15 protein-coding genes and 1 riboswitch are annotated in these 18,144 nt (G+C 68.2%); of the genes, 3 read left to right on the top strand and 12 right to left on the bottom strand.

Annotated elements, in window-relative coordinates; genetic code table 11:
• Nucleotides 1-14: 14 nt before the first annotated feature.
• From A5680_RS20230 to A5680_RS25900, 4 genes are all read right to left on the bottom strand, one after another.
• Nucleotides 15-1,331 carry an acyltransferase gene (locus A5680_RS20230; protein WP_067822494.1) on the bottom strand — a complete coding sequence of 439 codons (1,317 nt, stop codon included), beginning with the start codon at nucleotides 1,329-1,331 and terminating at the stop codon, nucleotides 15-17.
• Between the two features lie 137 nt (nucleotides 1,332-1,468).
• Complete coding sequence (locus A5680_RS20225; protein ID WP_055403896.1) at nucleotides 1,469-1,759, bottom strand: YiaA/YiaB family inner membrane protein; 291 nt, start codon at nucleotides 1,757-1,759, stop codon at nucleotides 1,469-1,471.
• Nucleotides 1,760-1,829: 70 nt separating this feature from the next.
• Complete coding sequence (locus tag A5680_RS20220) at nucleotides 1,830-2,441, bottom strand: hypothetical protein (protein ID WP_055403886.1); 612 nt, start codon at nucleotides 2,439-2,441, stop codon at nucleotides 1,830-1,832.
• A 94-nt stretch (nucleotides 2,442-2,535) separates the two neighbouring features.
• Nucleotides 2,536-2,757, bottom strand: coding sequence for a hypothetical protein (locus A5680_RS25900; RefSeq protein WP_156349594.1), 222 nt, complete (start codon nucleotides 2,755-2,757; stop codon nucleotides 2,536-2,538).
• A gap of 268 nt (nucleotides 2,758-3,025) precedes the next feature.
• Nucleotides 3,026-3,203, bottom strand: a riboswitch (M-box (ykoK) riboswitch).
• 112 nt (nucleotides 3,204-3,315) lie between these two features.
• Here A5680_RS25900 and A5680_RS20215 point away from each other — a divergent pair.
• Complete coding sequence (locus A5680_RS20215; protein WP_067822491.1) at nucleotides 3,316-3,975, top strand: O-methyltransferase; 660 nt, start codon at nucleotides 3,316-3,318, stop codon at nucleotides 3,973-3,975.
• Here A5680_RS20215 and A5680_RS20210 read toward each other — a convergent pair.
• The 8 genes from A5680_RS20210 to A5680_RS20175 all read right to left on the bottom strand — a co-directional run bounded on the left by A5680_RS20210 (nucleotide 3,972) and on the right by A5680_RS20175 (nucleotide 15,561).
• Nucleotides 3,972-5,975, bottom strand: coding sequence for an acyltransferase family protein (locus A5680_RS20210; protein WP_067822489.1), 2,004 nt, complete (start codon nucleotides 5,973-5,975; stop codon nucleotides 3,972-3,974). The genes A5680_RS20215 and A5680_RS20210 overlap by 4 nt on opposite strands.
• Before the next feature lie 200 nt (nucleotides 5,976-6,175).
• On the bottom strand, nucleotides 6,176-7,612 hold the full coding sequence (locus A5680_RS20205) for an aldehyde dehydrogenase family protein (protein ID WP_067822487.1): 1,437 nt from the start codon (nucleotides 7,610-7,612) through the stop codon (nucleotides 6,176-6,178).
• A 14-nt stretch (nucleotides 7,613-7,626) separates the two neighbouring features.
• Nucleotides 7,627-9,333: a thiamine pyrophosphate-binding protein gene (locus A5680_RS20200; RefSeq protein ID WP_067822484.1), complete on the bottom strand. Its 1,707-nt coding sequence runs from the start codon at nucleotides 9,331-9,333 to the stop codon at nucleotides 7,627-7,629.
• 2 nt (nucleotides 9,334-9,335) lie between these two features.
• Nucleotides 9,336-10,520, bottom strand: a complete 1,185-nt coding sequence (locus A5680_RS20195; RefSeq protein WP_055403897.1) for a CaiB/BaiF CoA-transferase family protein — start codon at nucleotides 10,518-10,520, stop codon at nucleotides 9,336-9,338.
• Between the two features lie 13 nt (nucleotides 10,521-10,533).
• Nucleotides 10,534-11,469, bottom strand: coding sequence for an SDR family NAD(P)-dependent oxidoreductase (locus tag A5680_RS20190; RefSeq protein WP_055403891.1), 936 nt, complete (start codon nucleotides 11,467-11,469; stop codon nucleotides 10,534-10,536).
• Complete coding sequence (locus A5680_RS20185; RefSeq protein WP_067822481.1) at nucleotides 11,466-13,325, bottom strand: NAD(P)/FAD-dependent oxidoreductase; 1,860 nt, start codon at nucleotides 13,323-13,325, stop codon at nucleotides 11,466-11,468. The genes A5680_RS20190 and A5680_RS20185 overlap by 4 nt, the downstream gene beginning before the upstream one ends.
• A gap of 5 nt (nucleotides 13,326-13,330) precedes the next feature.
• Entirely contained in the window at nucleotides 13,331-14,707 is a 1,377-nt protein-coding gene (locus tag A5680_RS20180; protein WP_067822479.1) for an SRPBCC family protein, read from the bottom strand.
• A complete protein-coding gene (locus A5680_RS20175; RefSeq protein ID WP_067822475.1) occupies nucleotides 14,707-15,561 on the bottom strand; it encodes an SDR family NAD(P)-dependent oxidoreductase in 855 nt (284 codons plus the stop codon). Before A5680_RS20175 ends, A5680_RS20180 begins: the two co-directional genes overlap by 1 nt.
• Before the next feature lie 214 nt (nucleotides 15,562-15,775).
• Here A5680_RS20175 and A5680_RS20170 point away from each other — a divergent pair, with 214 nt between their 5' ends.
• On the top strand, nucleotides 15,776-17,395 hold the full coding sequence (locus A5680_RS20170) for an SMP-30/gluconolactonase/LRE family protein (protein WP_067822472.1): 1,620 nt from the start codon (nucleotides 15,776-15,778) through the stop codon (nucleotides 17,393-17,395).
• Complete coding sequence (locus A5680_RS20165; protein ID WP_055404703.1) at nucleotides 17,395-18,144, top strand: GntR family transcriptional regulator; 750 nt, start codon at nucleotides 17,395-17,397, stop codon at nucleotides 18,142-18,144. The genes A5680_RS20170 and A5680_RS20165 overlap by 1 nt, the downstream gene beginning before the upstream one ends.

The raw sequence follows: 18,144 nt of genomic DNA, 5'->3' as shown, positions 1-18,144 counted from the left end.
ATCGGATCCCTCGCCTATCCACCAATTGTGCTGCGGCGCTGCGCCGGTGCCGCGGTAACCGCGCGGGCGGCAACCAGCGCGGTCACCATCACCGCCATGCAGACCAGGCCGTCGTCTTTGAGACCCCACCTGATGGCGGCCAGGATCGCGACGCCCGCCACGCACAACAGCACACCGATGACCGTCCCCCGCCCGCGGGCGGTGACCGTGGGGGCGCCGTCCCAACCGGACAGCGGGTTGTTCTCCAGCGGCCGCAGCGCGACGAACAGCACCGCCACCACCCCGACCACGATGAGCACCTGAGCCAGGCTCACGGCGAGGAAATCGTGCGCCCCCGGGTAACGAGGCCAACCGAGGTAGTCGAAGGCCAGGTGCACGCCCAGCAGCACGGGCATGTGCCACAAGTACAGCGTCATCGCGCCGGAGTTGCCGATCGCGGTCCACCACCACACCCGCGGTCGCTGGGCCCAGCGAGAGATCGCCGGCGCGGCGGCGATCGCCAAGGCGCTCAGGATGATTGCGTGCCCGGCCAGCAGCAGCGAAGGCGGGCTGGTGTTGGACAGCTGGTGATCACCGGTGCCCACCATGCTGATCTGGTACGGCCCGCACTGCACGAGGGCGACGTCGACGGCGAAGAAGGTGGCTGCCACGGCCAGTGCGGCGCGGCCGGTGAGCAGGCCACGGCGGTAGGCGATGCCGAACATGGCCGGGATCAGCCACACGGCCAGGTTGAGGTAGCCCAGGGGCATCAGCGCCGGCCAGTGCAACCGGCAGGCATCGATGACCGCGATCGTCACGTAGACGGCGGCCGCCCCCGCGGCCAGGCGCCCGGCGGTGGTGATGCGGTACAACAGCGGCATCGCGGCCAGCACCAGCACGTAGGCGCCCAGGAACCACAACAGCTGGGTGCTCACACCCGCGACCGGCTGGTAAACATGCTGCGGCACAAGGTGGTAAAGCACCGTCAACACCACGGCCCAGAAGGCCAGGTAGTAGAACACGGGCCGAAACAGGCGCGTGCAGCGTTTCAGCAGCCAGTCACCCCAATTGGTCCCGGGTGACCACGACGATGCGCAGGCCGCGGCGCCGGCGAAGAAGAACAGCGGCATGATCTGCAGGATCCAGGTCGCCGCCTGAAACCAAGCCGACGTGGTCAGCAGGTTGTCCCAGATCAACACGTGATTGCGAATGATGCTGATGGCCATCACGGTGTGGCCGAGGACCACACCGATCAGCGAGGTGATGCGAATGACGTCCAGGACGCGATCGCGGTCGGCCGGGGTGGCGGCCGCAACCTCGGCGACGTCGGGGAATCTTGCCAGCGCGGGCATGGAGCACAGACCTACCTTTCTCAAATATTGTTGGCGCCAAACGGTGTTCGTCGGTGCGCGGGAGCATGAACTAAGCATCACGGCTCGGGTGCGCCCGCGCCCGAGCGGTTCTACGCGTAGTGCGTGAGTAGTACTACTCAGGTCGCGGTGTTGAGGGGGTCGTAGTCGGCCAGCAGTTTCTCGATGCGCGCTTCGTCGAGACGCACCCGAACTGTCGCGGCTTCGTGCTGGTCGCGGATCACCTTGGCCAGGGTGAACGCGCTCGACACCAGGAACAGGAAGGTGATGCCGAGAAACAGCCGTTGCCAAGCATCAAGGGGAAGGAAGTAGATGCCGGCCAGGGCCGCGATGAAGCTGATACCGAAGGCGGCCGCGGCTTGCACGAAGAAGGCGGCGGTTGTCTTGGACATGCTGTTTGGAATGGTCATGCCACCCAGCATGCGCGGCGTACCGGCGGACCGAATCCGCAAAACTACTCAAATCCGTCCCGGCGTTCGGCTAGCCGGGCAGGCCCTTCCTGATGGCGGCGTCCTGCTTACGCCCGATATCGGTGGCAACCGCGGGATCGATCGGATCGCCTGCCGCGCTGTCGAATTCGAGGTTGACCAGCGCCCTGCCCTCGCTGAACAGCAGCACCGTCACCGCTTGGGCGTTGTCGGGCGATGTACCCGAGATCATCGTCCCGTTGGAGCCGACGTCGACCGGTTGCCACGTGCCGCTGACCTTGCCGCCGTAATTGGTCTTGGTGTTGTCGATTCCGGCGGCCGCCGTCGCGGGGTCGGCGACGATCAGGATGGTGTCACCGATCCGCCGGCTGTTGTCGGCGCTCGCGAACAACTGCGCCACCCCCGGTGCGTTGTTGGGGTTCAGCACCGGGGGCTGCGGGGTGGTCAGGTCCCCGCCGATATCGGTCACCTTGATCAGCAAAGCGCTGTAATCGGTGGGTTGTCCCGGTGCCGGGCTGGCCACGCTGGAACTGGTCAAGGGGGCGGCCGAACGCGAGGACGACGTCGGCGATGCGTTGTTGCTGCCGCCGCACCCGGCGAGGGCCGCGCCGGCCAGGACGGTCGCGAGTGCAACGCGGGCGACACCGATGCTGGCGACCTCCATGGGCTTTCCTTCCGCGTCCGCCGGACAGACCCATTCGAAGATACGCCTCACAGCGAGGCGGCCGGGCCCACGACGACCGCCTCGGGCGAGACCGTCATCGTGTTCTCGTGGAACCCGTGCCGGTCGACGGGTGCCCACCCAGCGACGCGGTCACCACCGCGATGGGCATCCGCGACACGTACAGGTTGGCCCGCTCCTGCGGAGTCAGGGCGCTGCGCGCGTGCAGCTTGGTGGCCAGCAGCCGCGCCGACCGGAGCAACGCCCGCCCACGCCCGCGGGTGCGACCGGTAACGCGTTGTGTGACAACAAAAGCCATGATCTTCTCCTTTTGAGGAGGCCCGATCGGCCCGGCCAAAAGCGCTCGCGCATGAGCGACAGCCCGCAAACTCCTGGTGAGTCGCCGGCGACGCCGAGGCTCAGGCGGCGGAAGGACGGCCGGAACCGGTTCGGGACAAAACGGATTTCGGATGTGGACTATCGCCCGGACTCATCTCGCCCTCACCTCCTCACGGCCACGACACACGCGGGTGTCCTCACATGTCACCTGAAACGGGAGGGCAGCGAATGCCGGCGGCGCGCCGCCGGTCGCACCCCTCTCGTCGGAGCTTCGGCACTGCACGGCGTATCCGGAGCCGATGGGCCCGGAAGCCACTTGGGCTCAACCCTTGGGTCCGGGAAGAGCTGTCCTGACCCGGGGCGTCTCTCGACGTTCGGGGTCAGTGGCCTGTGTCCATGCAGACGCCTCACCTACCGAGGTGCTTGCGAAACCTTTGTACACCGCGTCCCGTTGCCCGTCAAACCCATTCGCGAGGTCGTTGGGGCGGGTCGGGCCGCTCCTACCTGCGCGCGGACGCCGACGCCTACCCTCGAGGACATGCCCAATACTTTGCAGGATTCGAAGGTCGCGACCGTGCTCGACCGCATGTACACCGAGGCGAAGGAGCAGATGTCGCTGCTGCGGGAGAGGCGTGGTGACTTCGACCGGCCGATGACCGCGCGGGAGCGCGCCGACGCGATGAGCGAGTTCTACATCCCGGTCACGCCCGAAGCCGGCCGGCTGCTGTACGCCCTGGTGCGCGCGACCCGGCCGGCGACGGTCGTCGAATTCGGGATGTCGTTCGGCATCTCCGCGGTCCACCTGGCGTCCGCGGTGCGCGACAACGGTGCCGGCCGGGTAGTGACGACCGAGCTCAATGACACCAAGATCGCCGCCGCGCGACAGACATTCGAGCAAACCGGTCTGGACGACGTGATCACCATCCTCGAAGGGGACGCGTTGGCCACGCTGGCCGGCCTGGATCAACCGGTCGACTTCGTGTTGCTGGACGGTTGGAAGGACCTGTATTTGCCGGTGATCGAGCTGCTCGAGCCGCGGTTGTCGACCGGCGCACTGGTGGTCGCCGACAACACCAGCGCCGCGGACACCCAGCCGTATCTCGACCGCGTGCGCGATCCCGCAAACGGTTACGTGAGTTTCAACTTCGCGGTGCGGGACAGCGACAGCATGGAAATCAGCTGCCGCACCGGGGCTTAGCGCAGGGATTCCTCGAGCCACGGCGTCAACCACTTCACCCCTTCGGGCGTGAGGTGGACGCCGTCGCTGCGCACTTTGATGCCGTCGACCTTGGCGGTGTAAACGCCATCCGGGCAGAGCTTTTTGTTCAGATCCAGGATCTGCACGTTCGGATGGTGGCTGACTGTCTTGCGCAGCATGGTGTTCCACAGGTTGACCCGGTCGGGCTGGTCCTCCGGATACAGCCGGCCGTCCGGCTTTTCGCCGCCCCTGCTGTACGGCACGGTGGCCACCACCACGCGAACGCCGGTGGAGCTCACGATGTTCAGCGCTCGCTCCAGCTCGCCGTTGAGGTACGCGTCGAAGGTGGGATCACCGATGTGGGTCCATTGGCCCTCGTTGACGCGGTCCACCGTTTCCCAACGGCCGATGATCAGCAGCGCGACGTCCGGCTGGTCCTGACCGACCTGCGTCGACCACCGGATCGGCCAGCCGTCGCATTCCGGTCGCTGCTCCAGGGTTTGACCGATGTAGCGGTACGGTGTGCCGCGCACCAGGCTGCAGCCGATGACCGTGTGGTCGAGGAACGCGAATCCCGGTGTGGGCGGCAGGTAATGCATCCACGTCCACCCGATGGAATCTCCGAACACCGAGACGGTGAACGGCCGGTTGGGATCGCGCGGACCGGCCGGGTGGCCAGCACCCGGCGGAGACGGGGACACCGCGGCGACCGCCGAGACGCCGGGCGGCAGCCCGACCTCGCGCAAGCCGGGCCCGGTCCCCACCGGTACCACCAGCAGTGTCACCGCCGCCGCGCTGGCCACCGTCGCCGCCGCCAGCGGCAACAGCGGCACGCGCGCGGGCCGCCAGCGCCGGATGGGTTGTTCGATCAGCCAGTAGGACAACGCGGCCAGCGCCACCGTCGCGCCGCACCGGGCGGCGAACAGTGGCAGCCCGGTCCATCCGGTGCGTTCGCCGTTGAGCACCAAGAAGATTGGCCAGTGCCAGAGGTAGACCCCGTAGGAGATGGTGCCCAGCCACACCAGCGGCGGCGCGGCCAGGAGGCGGGCGACCGCCCCGCGCTGCTCCAACGCCACCGGCGCCACCACGAAGACGGACGCGATGGCGACCCCGATGAGCAGGCCGTGGCGGAACTCGCCGCTGCTGCCGGTGGCGTAATGGGTCGCCGCCGCGAGTCCCGCCAGGCCGGCGAGCGGCAGGATGCGGGCGACGCGCCGGGCCCACCGGGTCCGGATCAGGCACCAGCCGCGGTTGAGTGAGGGCCAGTCGCGCACCAGCAGGGCCGCCGCCGCAGCGCCGGTGAGCAACGCCTGCGCTCGGGTGTCGGTGCCGAAATAGACGCGGTCGCGGGCGTTGTCGGACACCATCACCATGGCGACCGCCGCCGAAGCCAGCGCGCCGACGGTGGCGATGAGGAACGCGGTGAAGCGGACGCCGCCGACGGTGGCCCGGGTGAAGCGGCGCCTGGCCCGCGCGGCCAACGCCAGCGTCACCGCGATCAGCAGCACCGGCCAGACGAAGTAGTACTGCTCCTCCACCCCGAGCGACCAGGTGTGCTGCAGCGGTGACGGCGGGGCGCCCTGCGTGAAGTAGTCGGTCTTCTGGGCGACGAACCGCCAGTTCGCCATCCACAGGAACGCCGCGATCGCGTCGTCGCGCAGGCCGGTGAGGGACCGGTCGGGAAGCAGCTGGCGGGCCGCGGCGACCGTGAGCACCATCAACACCAGGGCGGGCAGCAGCCGGCGCGCGCGGCGAATCCAGAAGCCGGTCAGCTCGATACGGCCGGTGCGCCCGAGTTCGTCCAGGAGCAGCGAGGTGATCAGGAAGCCGCTGAGCACGAAGAAGACGTCGACGCCGATGAATCCGCCGCTCACCCCGGGGATGCCGCCGTGCCCGACCAGCACCAGCGCGACGGCTATCGCGCGTAATCCGTCGAGTGCGGGAATTCCGCTGCGCCGCTCGGGTTTATCCCAGATCGCCAGGCGACCGACTCTGCGCACGGGCGCGACCCACCGGGGCCGCGGAGCACGACGCGCCGGCGCGGGATGAGTCCCGCCCGGCTCAGCGCTCGCGGTTAGCGCGCCCTGACCTTCGTGTCGCCCGGCGCCACAGTTGATGCCGATACGTCGCTGCCCCTCCTCTTGATCGGAGCCAGCTTAAGGGCGGGGGCGCCGGATTCAGTGGAGGACACGCAACGGCGTCAGTGGGCGGCCTTGTCCGGCGCGTAGCCAAGCGTGCTCTTGACTTCCAGGTACTCGTGGAAGCCGAATTCGCTCCATTCGCGCCCGTTGCCGCTGTGCTTGTAGCCGCCGAAGGCCGCGTTCATGTCGAAGGCGTGATTGATCGTCACCCATCCGGCGCGGATCCGGTGGGCCACCTCGCGCGCCCGGTCGACGTCGGCGCCCGAGACATAGCCCGCCAGGCCGTAGTCGGTGTCGTTGGCGATTTCGACGGCCTGATCTATGTCGTCATAGCCCAGGATGCAGAGCACCGGCCCGAAGATTTCCTCGCGGGCGATCGTCATGTCGTTGGTGACGTTCGCGAAGACCGTCGGCTTGACGTAGTAGCCCGTCTGCAGCCCCTCGGGCCGTCCCGGACCGCCGGCGACGACGGTCGCGCCCTCGTCGATGCCCTGCTGGATCAGCCGCTGGACCTTCTCGAACTGCGCCTGCGACGCCACCGGACCGATCGCGGTCTTGTCGGCGGGGTCGCCCACCTTCACCTGTTCGGCAACTTCCCGCGCGATGGTGCTGGCCTCGGCCATCCGCGAGTTCGGGACCAGCATGCGCGACGGCGCGTTACAGCTCTGCCCGGAATTGGGCATCATGTTGAGCACGCCGGCACGGACGCTGTCGGCGAAGCCCGCGTCGTCGAGGACGATGTTGGGGCTCTTGCCGCCGAGTTCCTGGGTCACCCGCTTGACCGTCGTTGCGGCGTTGCGTGCCACCTCGACGCCGGCGCGCGTGGAGCCGGTGAACGACACCATGTCGACTCCCTCGTGGCTCGACAGGGCCACGCCGACCCCGGGACCGTCGCCATTGACCAGGTTGTAGACACCGGCCGGCACGCCCGCCGCGTCGAGAATCTCGGTGAAGATGTAGGCCGAATACGGCGCGACCTCAGACGGTTTCAGGATCATCGTGCAGCCCGTCGCGAGCGCCGGATACACCTTCACCGCGATCTGGTTGAGCGGCCAGTTCCACGGCGTGATCAACCCGCAGACGCCGATCGGCTCCTTGGAGATCAGCGTGGCGCCGTGCTGCTCGGAGAACTCGAAGTTTTTCAGCACGTCGATCGCGGTCACCAGGTGCCCGAGCCCGAGTTGCACCTGGGGGCCCGCGGCCAGTGAGGGTGGGGCGCCCATTTCCTCGGTGACCGCGTCGGCGAGATCGCCCGCGCGTTTGCCGTATTCGGCGAGAATGGCCTCCAGCAGATCGAGGCGCTGGTCGCGACTGGTTTGTGACCAGCCGGCGAACGCGCGCCGCGCGGCGGTGACCGCCACGTCGACGTCGGCGGCCGAACCGAGCGAGATCCTCCCCGAGACCTGCTCGGTGGCCGGGTTCTCGACATCGAATGTGTTGGGGCGCACCGGATCGACCCACCGGCCGTCGATGTAGAACTTGAGGTATTCGCGCATGACTGCTCCTTGTCTTATTGGGTGCCCTCGGCGTACCAGGTGCGGAACTCGTCGTACTTGGGCATCTCCTCGGAATTGGCCTTCGGATCGATGCAGACGTGGACGACGGCCGTCTTGCCGCTCGCGTAGGCCCGCGCGATCGCCGGGCCGATCTCCTCCTCCTTCTCGACGTACTCGCCGTGGCAGCCGAAGCCCTCGGCCACCTTGTCGAGGCGCACGTCTTTGCTCCAGTGCACGCCGGGTTGCGGCGACGGTTGCGGGAAGGTGCGCTTGTAGACGCCCACCTCGAGGCCCCACTGGTGGTCGACACCCACCACGCACACCAGCGGAAGTTGCTGGCGCGCGGCCGTTTCCAGCTCGGCGATGTGAAAGAGGAAGGCCGAGTCGCTGGTCAGCAGCATCACCGGGCGCTTCCCACCCTCGGCGACCGAGGCGCCGATAGCGTAGGGCAAGCCGGTGCCGAGGTGGCCGAAGTTCTGGTTCCAGATGACGTCGTGCGGCTTGGCCTGCGAATAGGTCCACTGGAAGATGACGGTGGCTCCCCCATCGCGGACCAGGATGCCGTCCTTCGGGAACGCCTTGGTCGCCTCGACGACGAAGCGCGCCGGGTGGACGGGCGTCCGGCCGGTCGGGGCGTTCTCGGCGAGCTGCGCCAGCTCGGCCGCGTCCTCGGAGATCCACCGGTCCAGATCGACCGATGCCTTCCGCGGGCTGCCCCGCAGCGCGTCCACCAGCTGGGGCACCACCCCGCGCAGGTCGCCGACCAGGGGCACGTCGATGGGCCGGTTGACGCCAACGGCGACCGGATCCTGCTCGACCAGAACCCATTTGCGCGTTGCGTCGTTCGGTGCCCAGTGCCGGGTCCTGCCGTAGTGGCTCGGTTCACCGAGCTCGGTGCCCAGCGCGACGCACAGGTCGGACTTCACCACCGCCTCGACGGCCGCCGGCGAGAAGCCGTAGGCGAAGGTGCGGTCCTCGAGGCCCTCGATGAACGAGGTGCCGCCGGAGGTTTGGATCACCGGGCAGGCCATCAGATCGGCCAGCTGCCTGACCGCCGCACCGGTGCGCGAGGTGTGCACCGCGTGCCCGACCAACAGGATCGGACTCTGGGCGGCACGGATCAGCTTCGCCGCCTCGGCCACCTCGCGCTCACCGGCGGTCTGGTTGACGAGCCGGTAGCGGTGCGGCGGCAGCGGATCCGGCACATCCAGTTCGGAGAGGATGACGTGCGACGGGTACTCGATGTAGGCCGGGCCGGGCGTGCCGGACATGGCCCGGCGGAGCGCCTCGCGGACGATCTCGTCGGTCTGGTCGGCGTATTCGATGGACGCGCTGTACTTGACGGACGCCGCGAAAAGTGGCTCCTGGCGGACGAATTGGATGCGCCCGCGCCGCACCCGGCGTTCGGTGACGCGGGCGCGCTGGCCGCCGAGGAAGATCACCGGCGAGTTCTCCACCAGCGCGCACTGGATCGCCCCGGCCATGTTGGCCATGCCCGGCCCCAGCGTGCCGATGCAGAGGCCGGGTCTGCCCGTCATCCGCGACGCCGCCTCGGCCATGAATCCCGCGCTCAGTTCGTGATGCGGAGCGACCACCGACCAACCGCGGGCGTCGGCCTCGGCGAACATGTGCACGAAGTTCGGGTCCGGGATTCCGAAGAGCGTGTTCACCCCCTCGGCCTCGAACAGGTCGAGCACGCGCTTGTAGACGGGCACGCCCATGGCTAGAGTTCCTTTCCGTCGCGGGCCGCGGCGAATTCGCCCTCCGGCACGGCTTTTCGGCGTTGTCTCGACCCGAGCTCGGCGAGCACTTCTTCGGTGTGGGCGCCGAGCTCCGGCGCCGGCCCCGCGACGCGGCCCGGCGTCTGGGAGAACCAGGTGGGTACGCCGGGGAAGCGCACCGGCCCGTGGGGGGTGTCCACCGTCTCGAACATGCCGACCGCGTTGAGGTGCGGATCGTCGAACAGTGCGCCGGGCGTGTTCAGCGGCGCGGCCGGTATCTCCAATTCGCGCAGGAGCGCCAACCACTGTTCGGTGGACCGTTCTTTCATCGTCTCGGCCACCAGTCCGTACACGGTGTCGATCTCGCGGGCGCGCTGTTCCAGCGTCGAGTACAGCTCGCTGGCCCACGGTGGCTGCACGGCCTTCATGAAGGCGTCCCAGTGTTTGTCGTTGTAGATCAACGCGGCGAGGTAGCCGTCGCTGGTGCGGTACGGGCGGCGGTTGGGCGCCACGGTGCGCGGATACACCGCCGGCCCCAGCGGGGGGTCGAACAGGGCGCCGTTGGCATGTTCGACGAGCATGAAGGAGGCCATGGTTTCGAACATGGCGACCTCGACCTCTTGTCCCTGTCCGGTGCGCTCGCGGTGAAACAGCGCCATCATCGTCGCGTACAGCGCCGTCAGCCCGGCGATCTTGTCGGCCATGATGGTGCCGACGTAATCGGCCTCGCCGGTCAACTGCTGCTGCACCGCGGGCAGCCCGCACTCGGCCTGGATCGTGTCGTCGTACGCGGGGCGGTCGCGATCGGGTCCGCGGCGGGAGTACCCGTAGCAATTGGTGTAGATGATCGCGGGATTCAGCGCGGCGACGTCGTCGTAGCCGAAGCCGAGCTTGGCGATCGCCTTGGCGCGCATCGAGTGGATGAACACATCGGCGGTTTCGACGAGACCGCGCAACGCGCGCGTTCCGGCGTCGGTCCGCAAGTCCAGCACGACGCTGCGCTTGCCGCGGTTGACGTTGACGAACACCCCGCTCATGCCCGGCGCCGGGCCGACGGAGATGTAGCGGGTGTTATCCCCCTGCGGGGGTTCGACTTTGATCACGTCCGCGCCCAGGTCGGCCATGATCTGCGTGCAGTACGGTCCCATCACCATCGCGGTGAGGTCGATCACGCGCACCCCGGCCAACGGGCCCGCCGGGCTACCCATGCAGCGCTCCGTGATCCGTCGAGCGGCCAGCCAGCTCGAAGCTGTAACGGATGTGCCGGTCGTGTCCGTCCGGGACGACGGGGAAGATCAATGGCGCGTCGGCGTATCGGATCGCATCCAGATGGCCGCCGACATCCTCGATCGTCCACGCCGGCCGGCAGACCCCGGGGGTCTCCGCGACGACCGCCCGCGCGACGCGGCCCGCCAGCGCGATGAACACCTCACCGGTCACCGAGCAGGATTCGTGCGCGAGCCAACCCACCACGGGCGCAACCAGTTCCGGGCCCATCGGGGGGTAGGACGAGGTGTCGATGCCATCCGCCATGCGCGTCACCGCGGCCGGCACGATCACGTTGCACCGCACCCCCTCGGCGGCGCCTTCGAGCGCCGCGACGTTGGACAGACCGACCACGCCCGCCTTGGCGGCCGCGTAGTTGGCCACGTTGTGGTTTCCGTACAGGCCGCCGATCGACGACGTCAGCACGATGCGGCCGTAGCCCGCCGCGCACATGACCGGAAACGCCGGCCGGACCACGTTGAACGCGCCGCGCAGATGCACGTCGAGCACCGCGTCGAAGTCCTCGTAGGTCATCTGCTTCAGCGAGCCGCGCCGGACGTTGCCGGCGTTGTGGATCAGGATGTCGATACGGCCGTAGCGCTCGAGCGCGGTCGCGATGACGGCCTCGCCGCCTTCGCGGGTCGCCACCGATGCCGTTGATGCGACGGCGTGACCGCCGGCCCCGGCGATCTCCTCGACCACCCGCTCCGCCGGGCCCGCGTCGAGCCCCTCGCCGTCGACCCGGCCGCCGATGTCGTTGACGACCACCCTGGCCCCGCGGGAGGCGAGGAGTAGCGCGTACTCGCGGCCCAGCCCACGCCCGGCGCCGGTCACCACGGCGACGCGATTGTCAAACCTTGCGACCGTCATGCGCCCAAGACCAGACCTGCCAAGTCGCCCCGGGCACGCCACTCGGCGATCAGGTCGCCGAAAGCGTAGAAGCCCGGCGCGTAGAAGTCACCGAGGAACGCACCATTGTCTTTGGCGCCGCCCTGCCCCTCGTTGTTGTAATAGCCGGGGGTACAAGACATCTCGAATGCCGAGTTGTCGATCGCGAGTTCGGCGACCGTCCTGACCCAGCCATCCTGGCCCTCCTGGCTGGGCTCGACGGTCCTCGCGCCGCGTTTCTGCGCCTCGGCGATGATGTAGGCAATGTGCTCGGCCTGCTGCTCGAACATCGCGGTGGTGTTGGCCGAGACGCCGCCCTGGATGAAGCCCGTAAAGAACTGGTTGGGGAATCCGCGGGCGGTCATCCCGTGCAGCGTCCGGTATTTGTCGTGCCAGTAGTCGAACAGCGACAGCCCGTCTCGACCCTCGATGACGTCGACCGCGAAGCGCCGGCTGATCTCCGTGGAGATCTCGAATCCGCTGGCGAACACGACGCAATCGACTTCGTACTCAACGCCGTTGGCGACAATGCCCTTCTCCGTCAGGCGTTGCACGCCCTTGGCTTCCGACACGTCCACCAGCGTCACGTTGGGCAGGTTGAACGCCGGCAGGTATGTCTCGCTCGAGCACGGCCGCTTGCACATGAAGCGGTAGTACGGCTTGAGCGCCTCGGCGGTGTCGGGGTCGTCGACCAGTGCGGCCACGCGGCGCCGCAGCCGCTCCATGATCTTGTAGTCCTCTTCCTCCCGGATCGCCATGATCTCCTCGATCCCCAGCGAGGCGGGATCCGGGCTGGCGGCAATCCGGGCGCTCATGTTGCGGCCCAATTCGGTCCAGAAGTCGCACACCAGATCCGGTTCGCCGAAGACCACCCCTACAAACGGTGACCAGTTGTGGAAGTTGCGCTTGCGCTCCTCCTGCCAACCGGGCTGCAGGGCCGCGGCCCAGGCCGGGTCGGTGGGCGTGTTTGCGCGCATGTCCACCGACGACGGGGTGCGCTGGAACACGAAGAGCTGTTTGGCGTCCCGACCGAGATGCGGTACCAGCTGCACGCCGGTGGCCCCGGTGCCGACGAGTGCGACCCGCTTGTCGGCCAGCTTGTGTAGGCCGCCGTTGGCATCGCCGCCGGTGTAGTCGTAGTCCCAGCGCGCGGAATGGAATGCGTGGCCGCCGGCGGCCAAATATTCTTTGATGCCGGGGATGCCGGGCAGCTTGGGCTTGTTGTAGGAGCCCTGCGCCATCACGACGAACCGCGCGCGAATGTCGTCACCACGGTTCGTGGTCAGCCGCCAGCGCTTAGTGTTGTCGTCCCAGCGCATGGCCTCGACCTGGGTCGAGAAGATCGCGCCGTCGTAGAGGTCGAAGTGTTTACCCATGGCCTGGCAGTGCGCGAAGATCTCGGCTCCGTCGGCGAACTTCTTGCTCGGCACGAAGCCGAGTTCCTCGAGCATCGGGATGTAACAGTAGGCGTCGTTGTCGCACTGGATGCCCGGGAAGCGGTTCCAGTACCACACTCCCCCGAAGTCCCCGGCCATGTCGATGATCCGAACATCCTGCACACCAGCCTTTTTCAGGTAGGCGCCCGACAACAATCCGGCGAAGCCGCCGCCGAGGACTACCACCTCGATGTCGTCGCGGATCGGGGGGCGGTCGGCCACCGGCGTGTATGGGTCTACCTCGTAGAGGTCGGCCAGGTCACCTTCCAGTTCGAGGTACTGCGCGCCGCCATCCTTGCGCAGGCGCTTCTCGCGCTCCTGAGCGTACTTCGCCCGCATCGCGTCGATGTCGACGTCCTGCGGTACGTCGGTGGGTCCGCACGGCGTGTAGGCGGTGGTCATCTATCTCAAAGCTCCTGAGGTTCGCCGGTGCCCATGTACTTAGCCAGTTGGTAGTGCAGGTTAACGGTGCTGCGTTCGCGGTACGGGTTCGGTTTGGTGCCGCCGAAGCCGAGCGACTTCATGCCCCGCTGCACGGCGGCCATGTTGGAGAAGTCCTGTGGCAGCACGGACCGCCACCTAGGGTCGCCGACGGGCGTGTACTCCCACTGTGTCTGCGGCTCTTCGCCTTTCGGGAACAGCTCGAACACCGAGACCTCGAAAATGCATTTGTCGGGGTTGTAGCTGGGGTGCGGGCGGGCGCCGTAGCACAGCGCGCTGGTCAGACCCTGCCCGATCTGGAAGTTCGGGAAGATCTGCCAGGCGGTGCCGGCCTGCCCGAGGATGTCCGGCGGGATCGTCGGCCAGATCACCCCGCGGGCCTCGTCGTCGCGGCGGGCCGAGGCCAGCCAGTGCTCGAGGACCTTGTCGGCCGGTGTGCCTTCGGGCAATTCGTCGACCAGCCGCTTGGCGGCGTTCACCAGCGTCCGGGTGGTGGTGGCGTTGGTCTCCTCCATGGTGTACACCTGCATCTCGGCGGTCGACACCCGCGGGTCGGCGCCGGTGCCCAGGCGGATCTTGGACTTGGTGGCCTCGAGATCCTTAGGCGCGTCGTAGCCGATATTGCTGTGCCGCCCTTGCGCTTTGGCCCACCCCTTGAATTCGCCGAACTTATTGAACTCGGGATGGGTGGTGTAGACGTGGTAGGTCTCGTTGAAGGCCTCCAGCGCCACTTTCCAGTTGCAGTCGAACGACACCCACTTGCGCCATTTGTAGCGCATGTTTTCCAGGCCGAACGGGTCGAGAATCTTGGCGGCGGGAAACAGATAGTCGGCCAGCGGTTCACAGTCGGGGTCCATGTTGATCCACAGCCAGCCGCCCCAGGTATCGACCCGGACCGGTCGAAGGTGAGTGTCGCCGGGCGTGAGCGCGCCCTGCCAGTCCTGTTGTTCGCGAATGTGAGTGCACGCGCCGTCCAGCCCGTAGGTCCAGCCGTGGAAGCCGCACACGAACGATTTCCGCGTTCTGCCACAGGCGTTCTTGGCGCCCTCGGGGGTGTCGATCAGCCGGCGGCCCCGGTGCATGCAGACGTTGTGGTGGGCACGAAATTCTCGTTCGCCGGTGCGCACCACGATGATCGAGTCGTCGAGAATGTCGTAGGTCAGGTAGCTGCCCACCTCGGGCAGCTCCTCGACGCGGCCGACCTGTTGCCAGACCCTGCGCCAGAGCTTGTCGCGTTCGGCGCGCGCGTAGTCCTGACAGATGTACGCCTCGACCCCGATGGTCATCGGCCTCGACAGTTCTTCGGCCGCCGCGGAATTCGCGCCGTTGGCGGGGTCGGTCATCACATCCTCCTGATCGCCGCGCGGAAGGACTCGTCGTGCAAGAACAGCGACGTGTTGTCGGCGTCGAGATGGCTCCACTTGAGGCCCAGCCCGCCGTCGACGAGCAGCGTCTGGCCGGTGATGTAGCTCGACATCTGTGAGAGCAGGAAGAGGATGGCGCCGGCCTGCTCCTCGGGTCGCCCGCGCCGGCCCATCGCGATCGCCCGCCGGTCCCGCTCGGGGTCCTCGTCGACGTACGTGCGCGAGGCCGCGGTCTCGGTGACGCCGGGCGCCACGGCGTTCACCCGGATTCCCGCGGCCGCCAGTTCGAGGGCCATCGTGCGGGTCATCGCCGCGATCGCGGCCTTGGCGGTGCCGTAGGCGATGTGAAACGGCGCGGTGTTCATGCCGCTGATCGAGGAGATCGACACGATCGAGCCCGGCTGCCCGTGCGCGACGAGTTCTTTCGCCACGGCCTGGCTCATGAAGAACGCGGTTTCGAGATTGTCGGCGAAGATCTTGCGCCAGTCGCCGCGCGTCACCCGGGTCGAGGACATCCACGTCGACGGCTCGGCGCCGCCGGCGACATTGACCAATCCGTACAGGGTGCCGTCGGCGCGGCGGGCCTGATCGATCACGGTGGCGATGCCGTCGTCGGTCGACGCGTCGGCCGCGACCGGCACCACGGCCAGCCCCTGTTGCGCGAGCGGGGCGACGTGCTCGTCGAGGTTTTCCTTCGACCGGCTCACCGCGATCACGGTGGCCCCGGCCCGGGCGGTCATGGCGGTGACGGTCGTGCCGATGCCGCCCCCGCCGGCGCCGGAGACCACCACGATGCGACCGTCGAGCCCCAGACCGCGCCCGTGATCGTCCATGACCTGCTTTCGCCTCCCGCCAAGCGTGCGGAGCGGGTTTTCCGTGCCCATTTTTGTCCGGACAAAATATGGCATTCTGCCCGATGGAGAACACTATTCCGATCGGCGGACTTTGCTGTCAAGGCCGCGCCGGCGCCGTTTCGCGGCTATTGTCTGGACTAAGCGGAGTTGATAACGTCCAGCCCAAACGGCGGACGGAAGGACCTCGGCGAGCATGACCATTTCGCGGGCCATCTCCTCGCGGCCCTCGCGGTATGCGGCGCCGGATCCGGTCGAAGTCGCCGAGGGCTGGGGCGTCGAGCGGGTCACCGCCCCGAGCCGGCTGTACGGTGCCAACGGCTTGCGCACGGGGCCCGACGGGCGCATCTACATCGCCCAGGTGACCGGCAGTCAGATCAGCGCGCTGGATCACCGCACCGGCGAGGTGACGACCGCCAGCCCCAAGGGCGGCGACATCGTGGCGCCCGACGATGTCGCGTTCGACGCGAGCGGCAACATGTACGCGACCGAGGTGATGGACGGCCGGGTCAGCGTGCGGGACACCAGCGGGCGAACGCGGGTGCTGCGCGACGACGTTCCGTCGGCCAATGGCATCACCTTCCACCGCGGTCGCCTGTTCGTCGGTGAGTGCCGTGCGGGCGGGCGGCTGCTGGAGTTCGATTTGGCGGGCGGGCCGCCGCGGGTCCTTCTCGAGAACGTGCCCTCGCCGAACGCCATGGAGGTGGGCCCGGACGGCCTGCTGTACTTCCCGGTGATGGGCGCCAACGAGATCTGGCGCGTCGACCCCGACGGCGGCGAGCCGCAGCGCGTCGCGGGCGATCTCGGCGTGCCGGACTCGGTCAAGTTCGACGGGCAGGGCCACCTCGTCTCGACCCAGGTGGCCAGCGGGCAAGTGTTGCGCATCGATCCCCGCACCGGCGAGCGGCGGCTGCTCGCCCAGCTGAATCCGGGGCTGGACAACTGCACCTTCGTCGGCGACCGGCTGTTCGTGTCCAACTTCACCGGCGAGATCACCGAGATATCGCCCGACGGCACAACGCAGTCCGTGTTGGCGGGTGGGCTGAACTGGCCGATGGACCTGGCGGTGGGTGACGACGGCTTGCTCTACGTCGCCGACGGCACATACTTCTACGTCGCCCGGCCCGACGGCTCGTTGCACACCGCGGGCATGTTGTTCAGCCCCGGGTATCCGGGGTTTCTGCGCGGCGTGGCGGCGAGCGGCCCCGGCGAGTTCGTCGTCACCACGTCCGGTGGCCAGGTCAGCCGCTACCGCCCGCAGGCCAGCGAAACCGAGGTACTGGCAGACGGTTTCGACCAGCTTTACGGCGTGGCCACGGCTCCCGGCGGGGTGGTGTTCGCGGAGTTGGGCACCGGGCGCGTGCTGTCGCTGCGGTCGGGTGGGATCGAGGTGCTGGCGAGCGATTTGCGCGAGCCCGTCGGTGTCGCGGTCGACGCCGACGGGGCGTGCCTGGTGGCGGAGGCCGGGGCCGGGCGGGTGGTCCGTGTCACCGGGTCGAGCGTCGACACCGTCGTCGCCGATCTAGAACGGCCGCAAGGCATCCTGGTGCGTGACGGCCTGCTCTACGTCGTCGACGCCGGTGCCAAGGCGGTGATCCAGTTCGACTTGACCAGCCACGCGCGCCAGACCATCGCGTCGGGCCTGCCGGTCGGTCCCCCGCCGGGTGTCACGCCCAAGCCGCTGCGCGGGATGCCGCCGTTCTCCGGGCCGCAGGGGCCGTTCGCCGGTATCGCGGCCGCGGCCGACGGGACGCTTTACATCTCGGCCGACGGCGACGGCAGCGTGCTGGCGTTGCGCCCGACGGGCGGCCGCTGATGCCCCAGGCCGTCGCCGGTGATCACCGCTACCTGCAGATCGCGCGGACGCTGCGCAAGGAGATCGTCGACGGGGTTTATCCGGTGGGCTCGCAGCTGCCGACCGAGCAGCAACTGTGCGAGCGCTTCGCGGTGAGCCGCTACACCGTGCGCGAAGCGCTTCGCCGGCTGCGGGAGGACAACCTGGTCGCGTCCCGGCCGCGCGCGGGCACCCGAGTGGTGCCGCGCCCGGCGTCCAGTTCCTATGCCCAGGACGCGATGTCGATCAACGATCTCCTCGCCTTCGCGGCCGGCGCGCAGCTGACGATCGAATCCAACGCGATGGTCACGATCGACGAGGAACTGGCCGCTCGGACCGGGCTCGAGGTGGGCACCCAGTGGCTGTCGGTGCGCGGCTACCGGCGGGCCGACGGTGCGTCGGTGCCGGTCTGCCGCACGGAGTACTACATCAACCGGAGCTTCGCCGCGGTCGGCAGGCTGCTGCAACGCCATGCCGGCCCGATCTTTCCGTTGATCGAGGACCTGTTCGGGGTGAGCGTCGCCCAGTTGCACCAAGAGATCGCGGCCGTACTGCTGTCGCCCGAACTCGCCGACGGCCTCGGCGTCGAAGCGGGAACGGCCGCGCTGCAGATGCGGCGCACCTACACCACCTCCGACGGCGAGGTGGCCCAGGTGACGATCAACACCCACCTGTCGTCGAGGTTTCGCTACGCGATGACCATGCGCCGCGTCAGCGGCCAGGGCGGTTGA

The organism is Mycobacterium sp. E2989 (assembly GCF_001667595.1).
GTDB lineage: Bacteria > Actinomycetota > Actinomycetes > Mycobacteriales > Mycobacteriaceae > Mycobacterium.
Note: the sequence above shows the minus strand (reverse complement) of the source record. Positions and strands in the feature narration are given on the sequence as shown.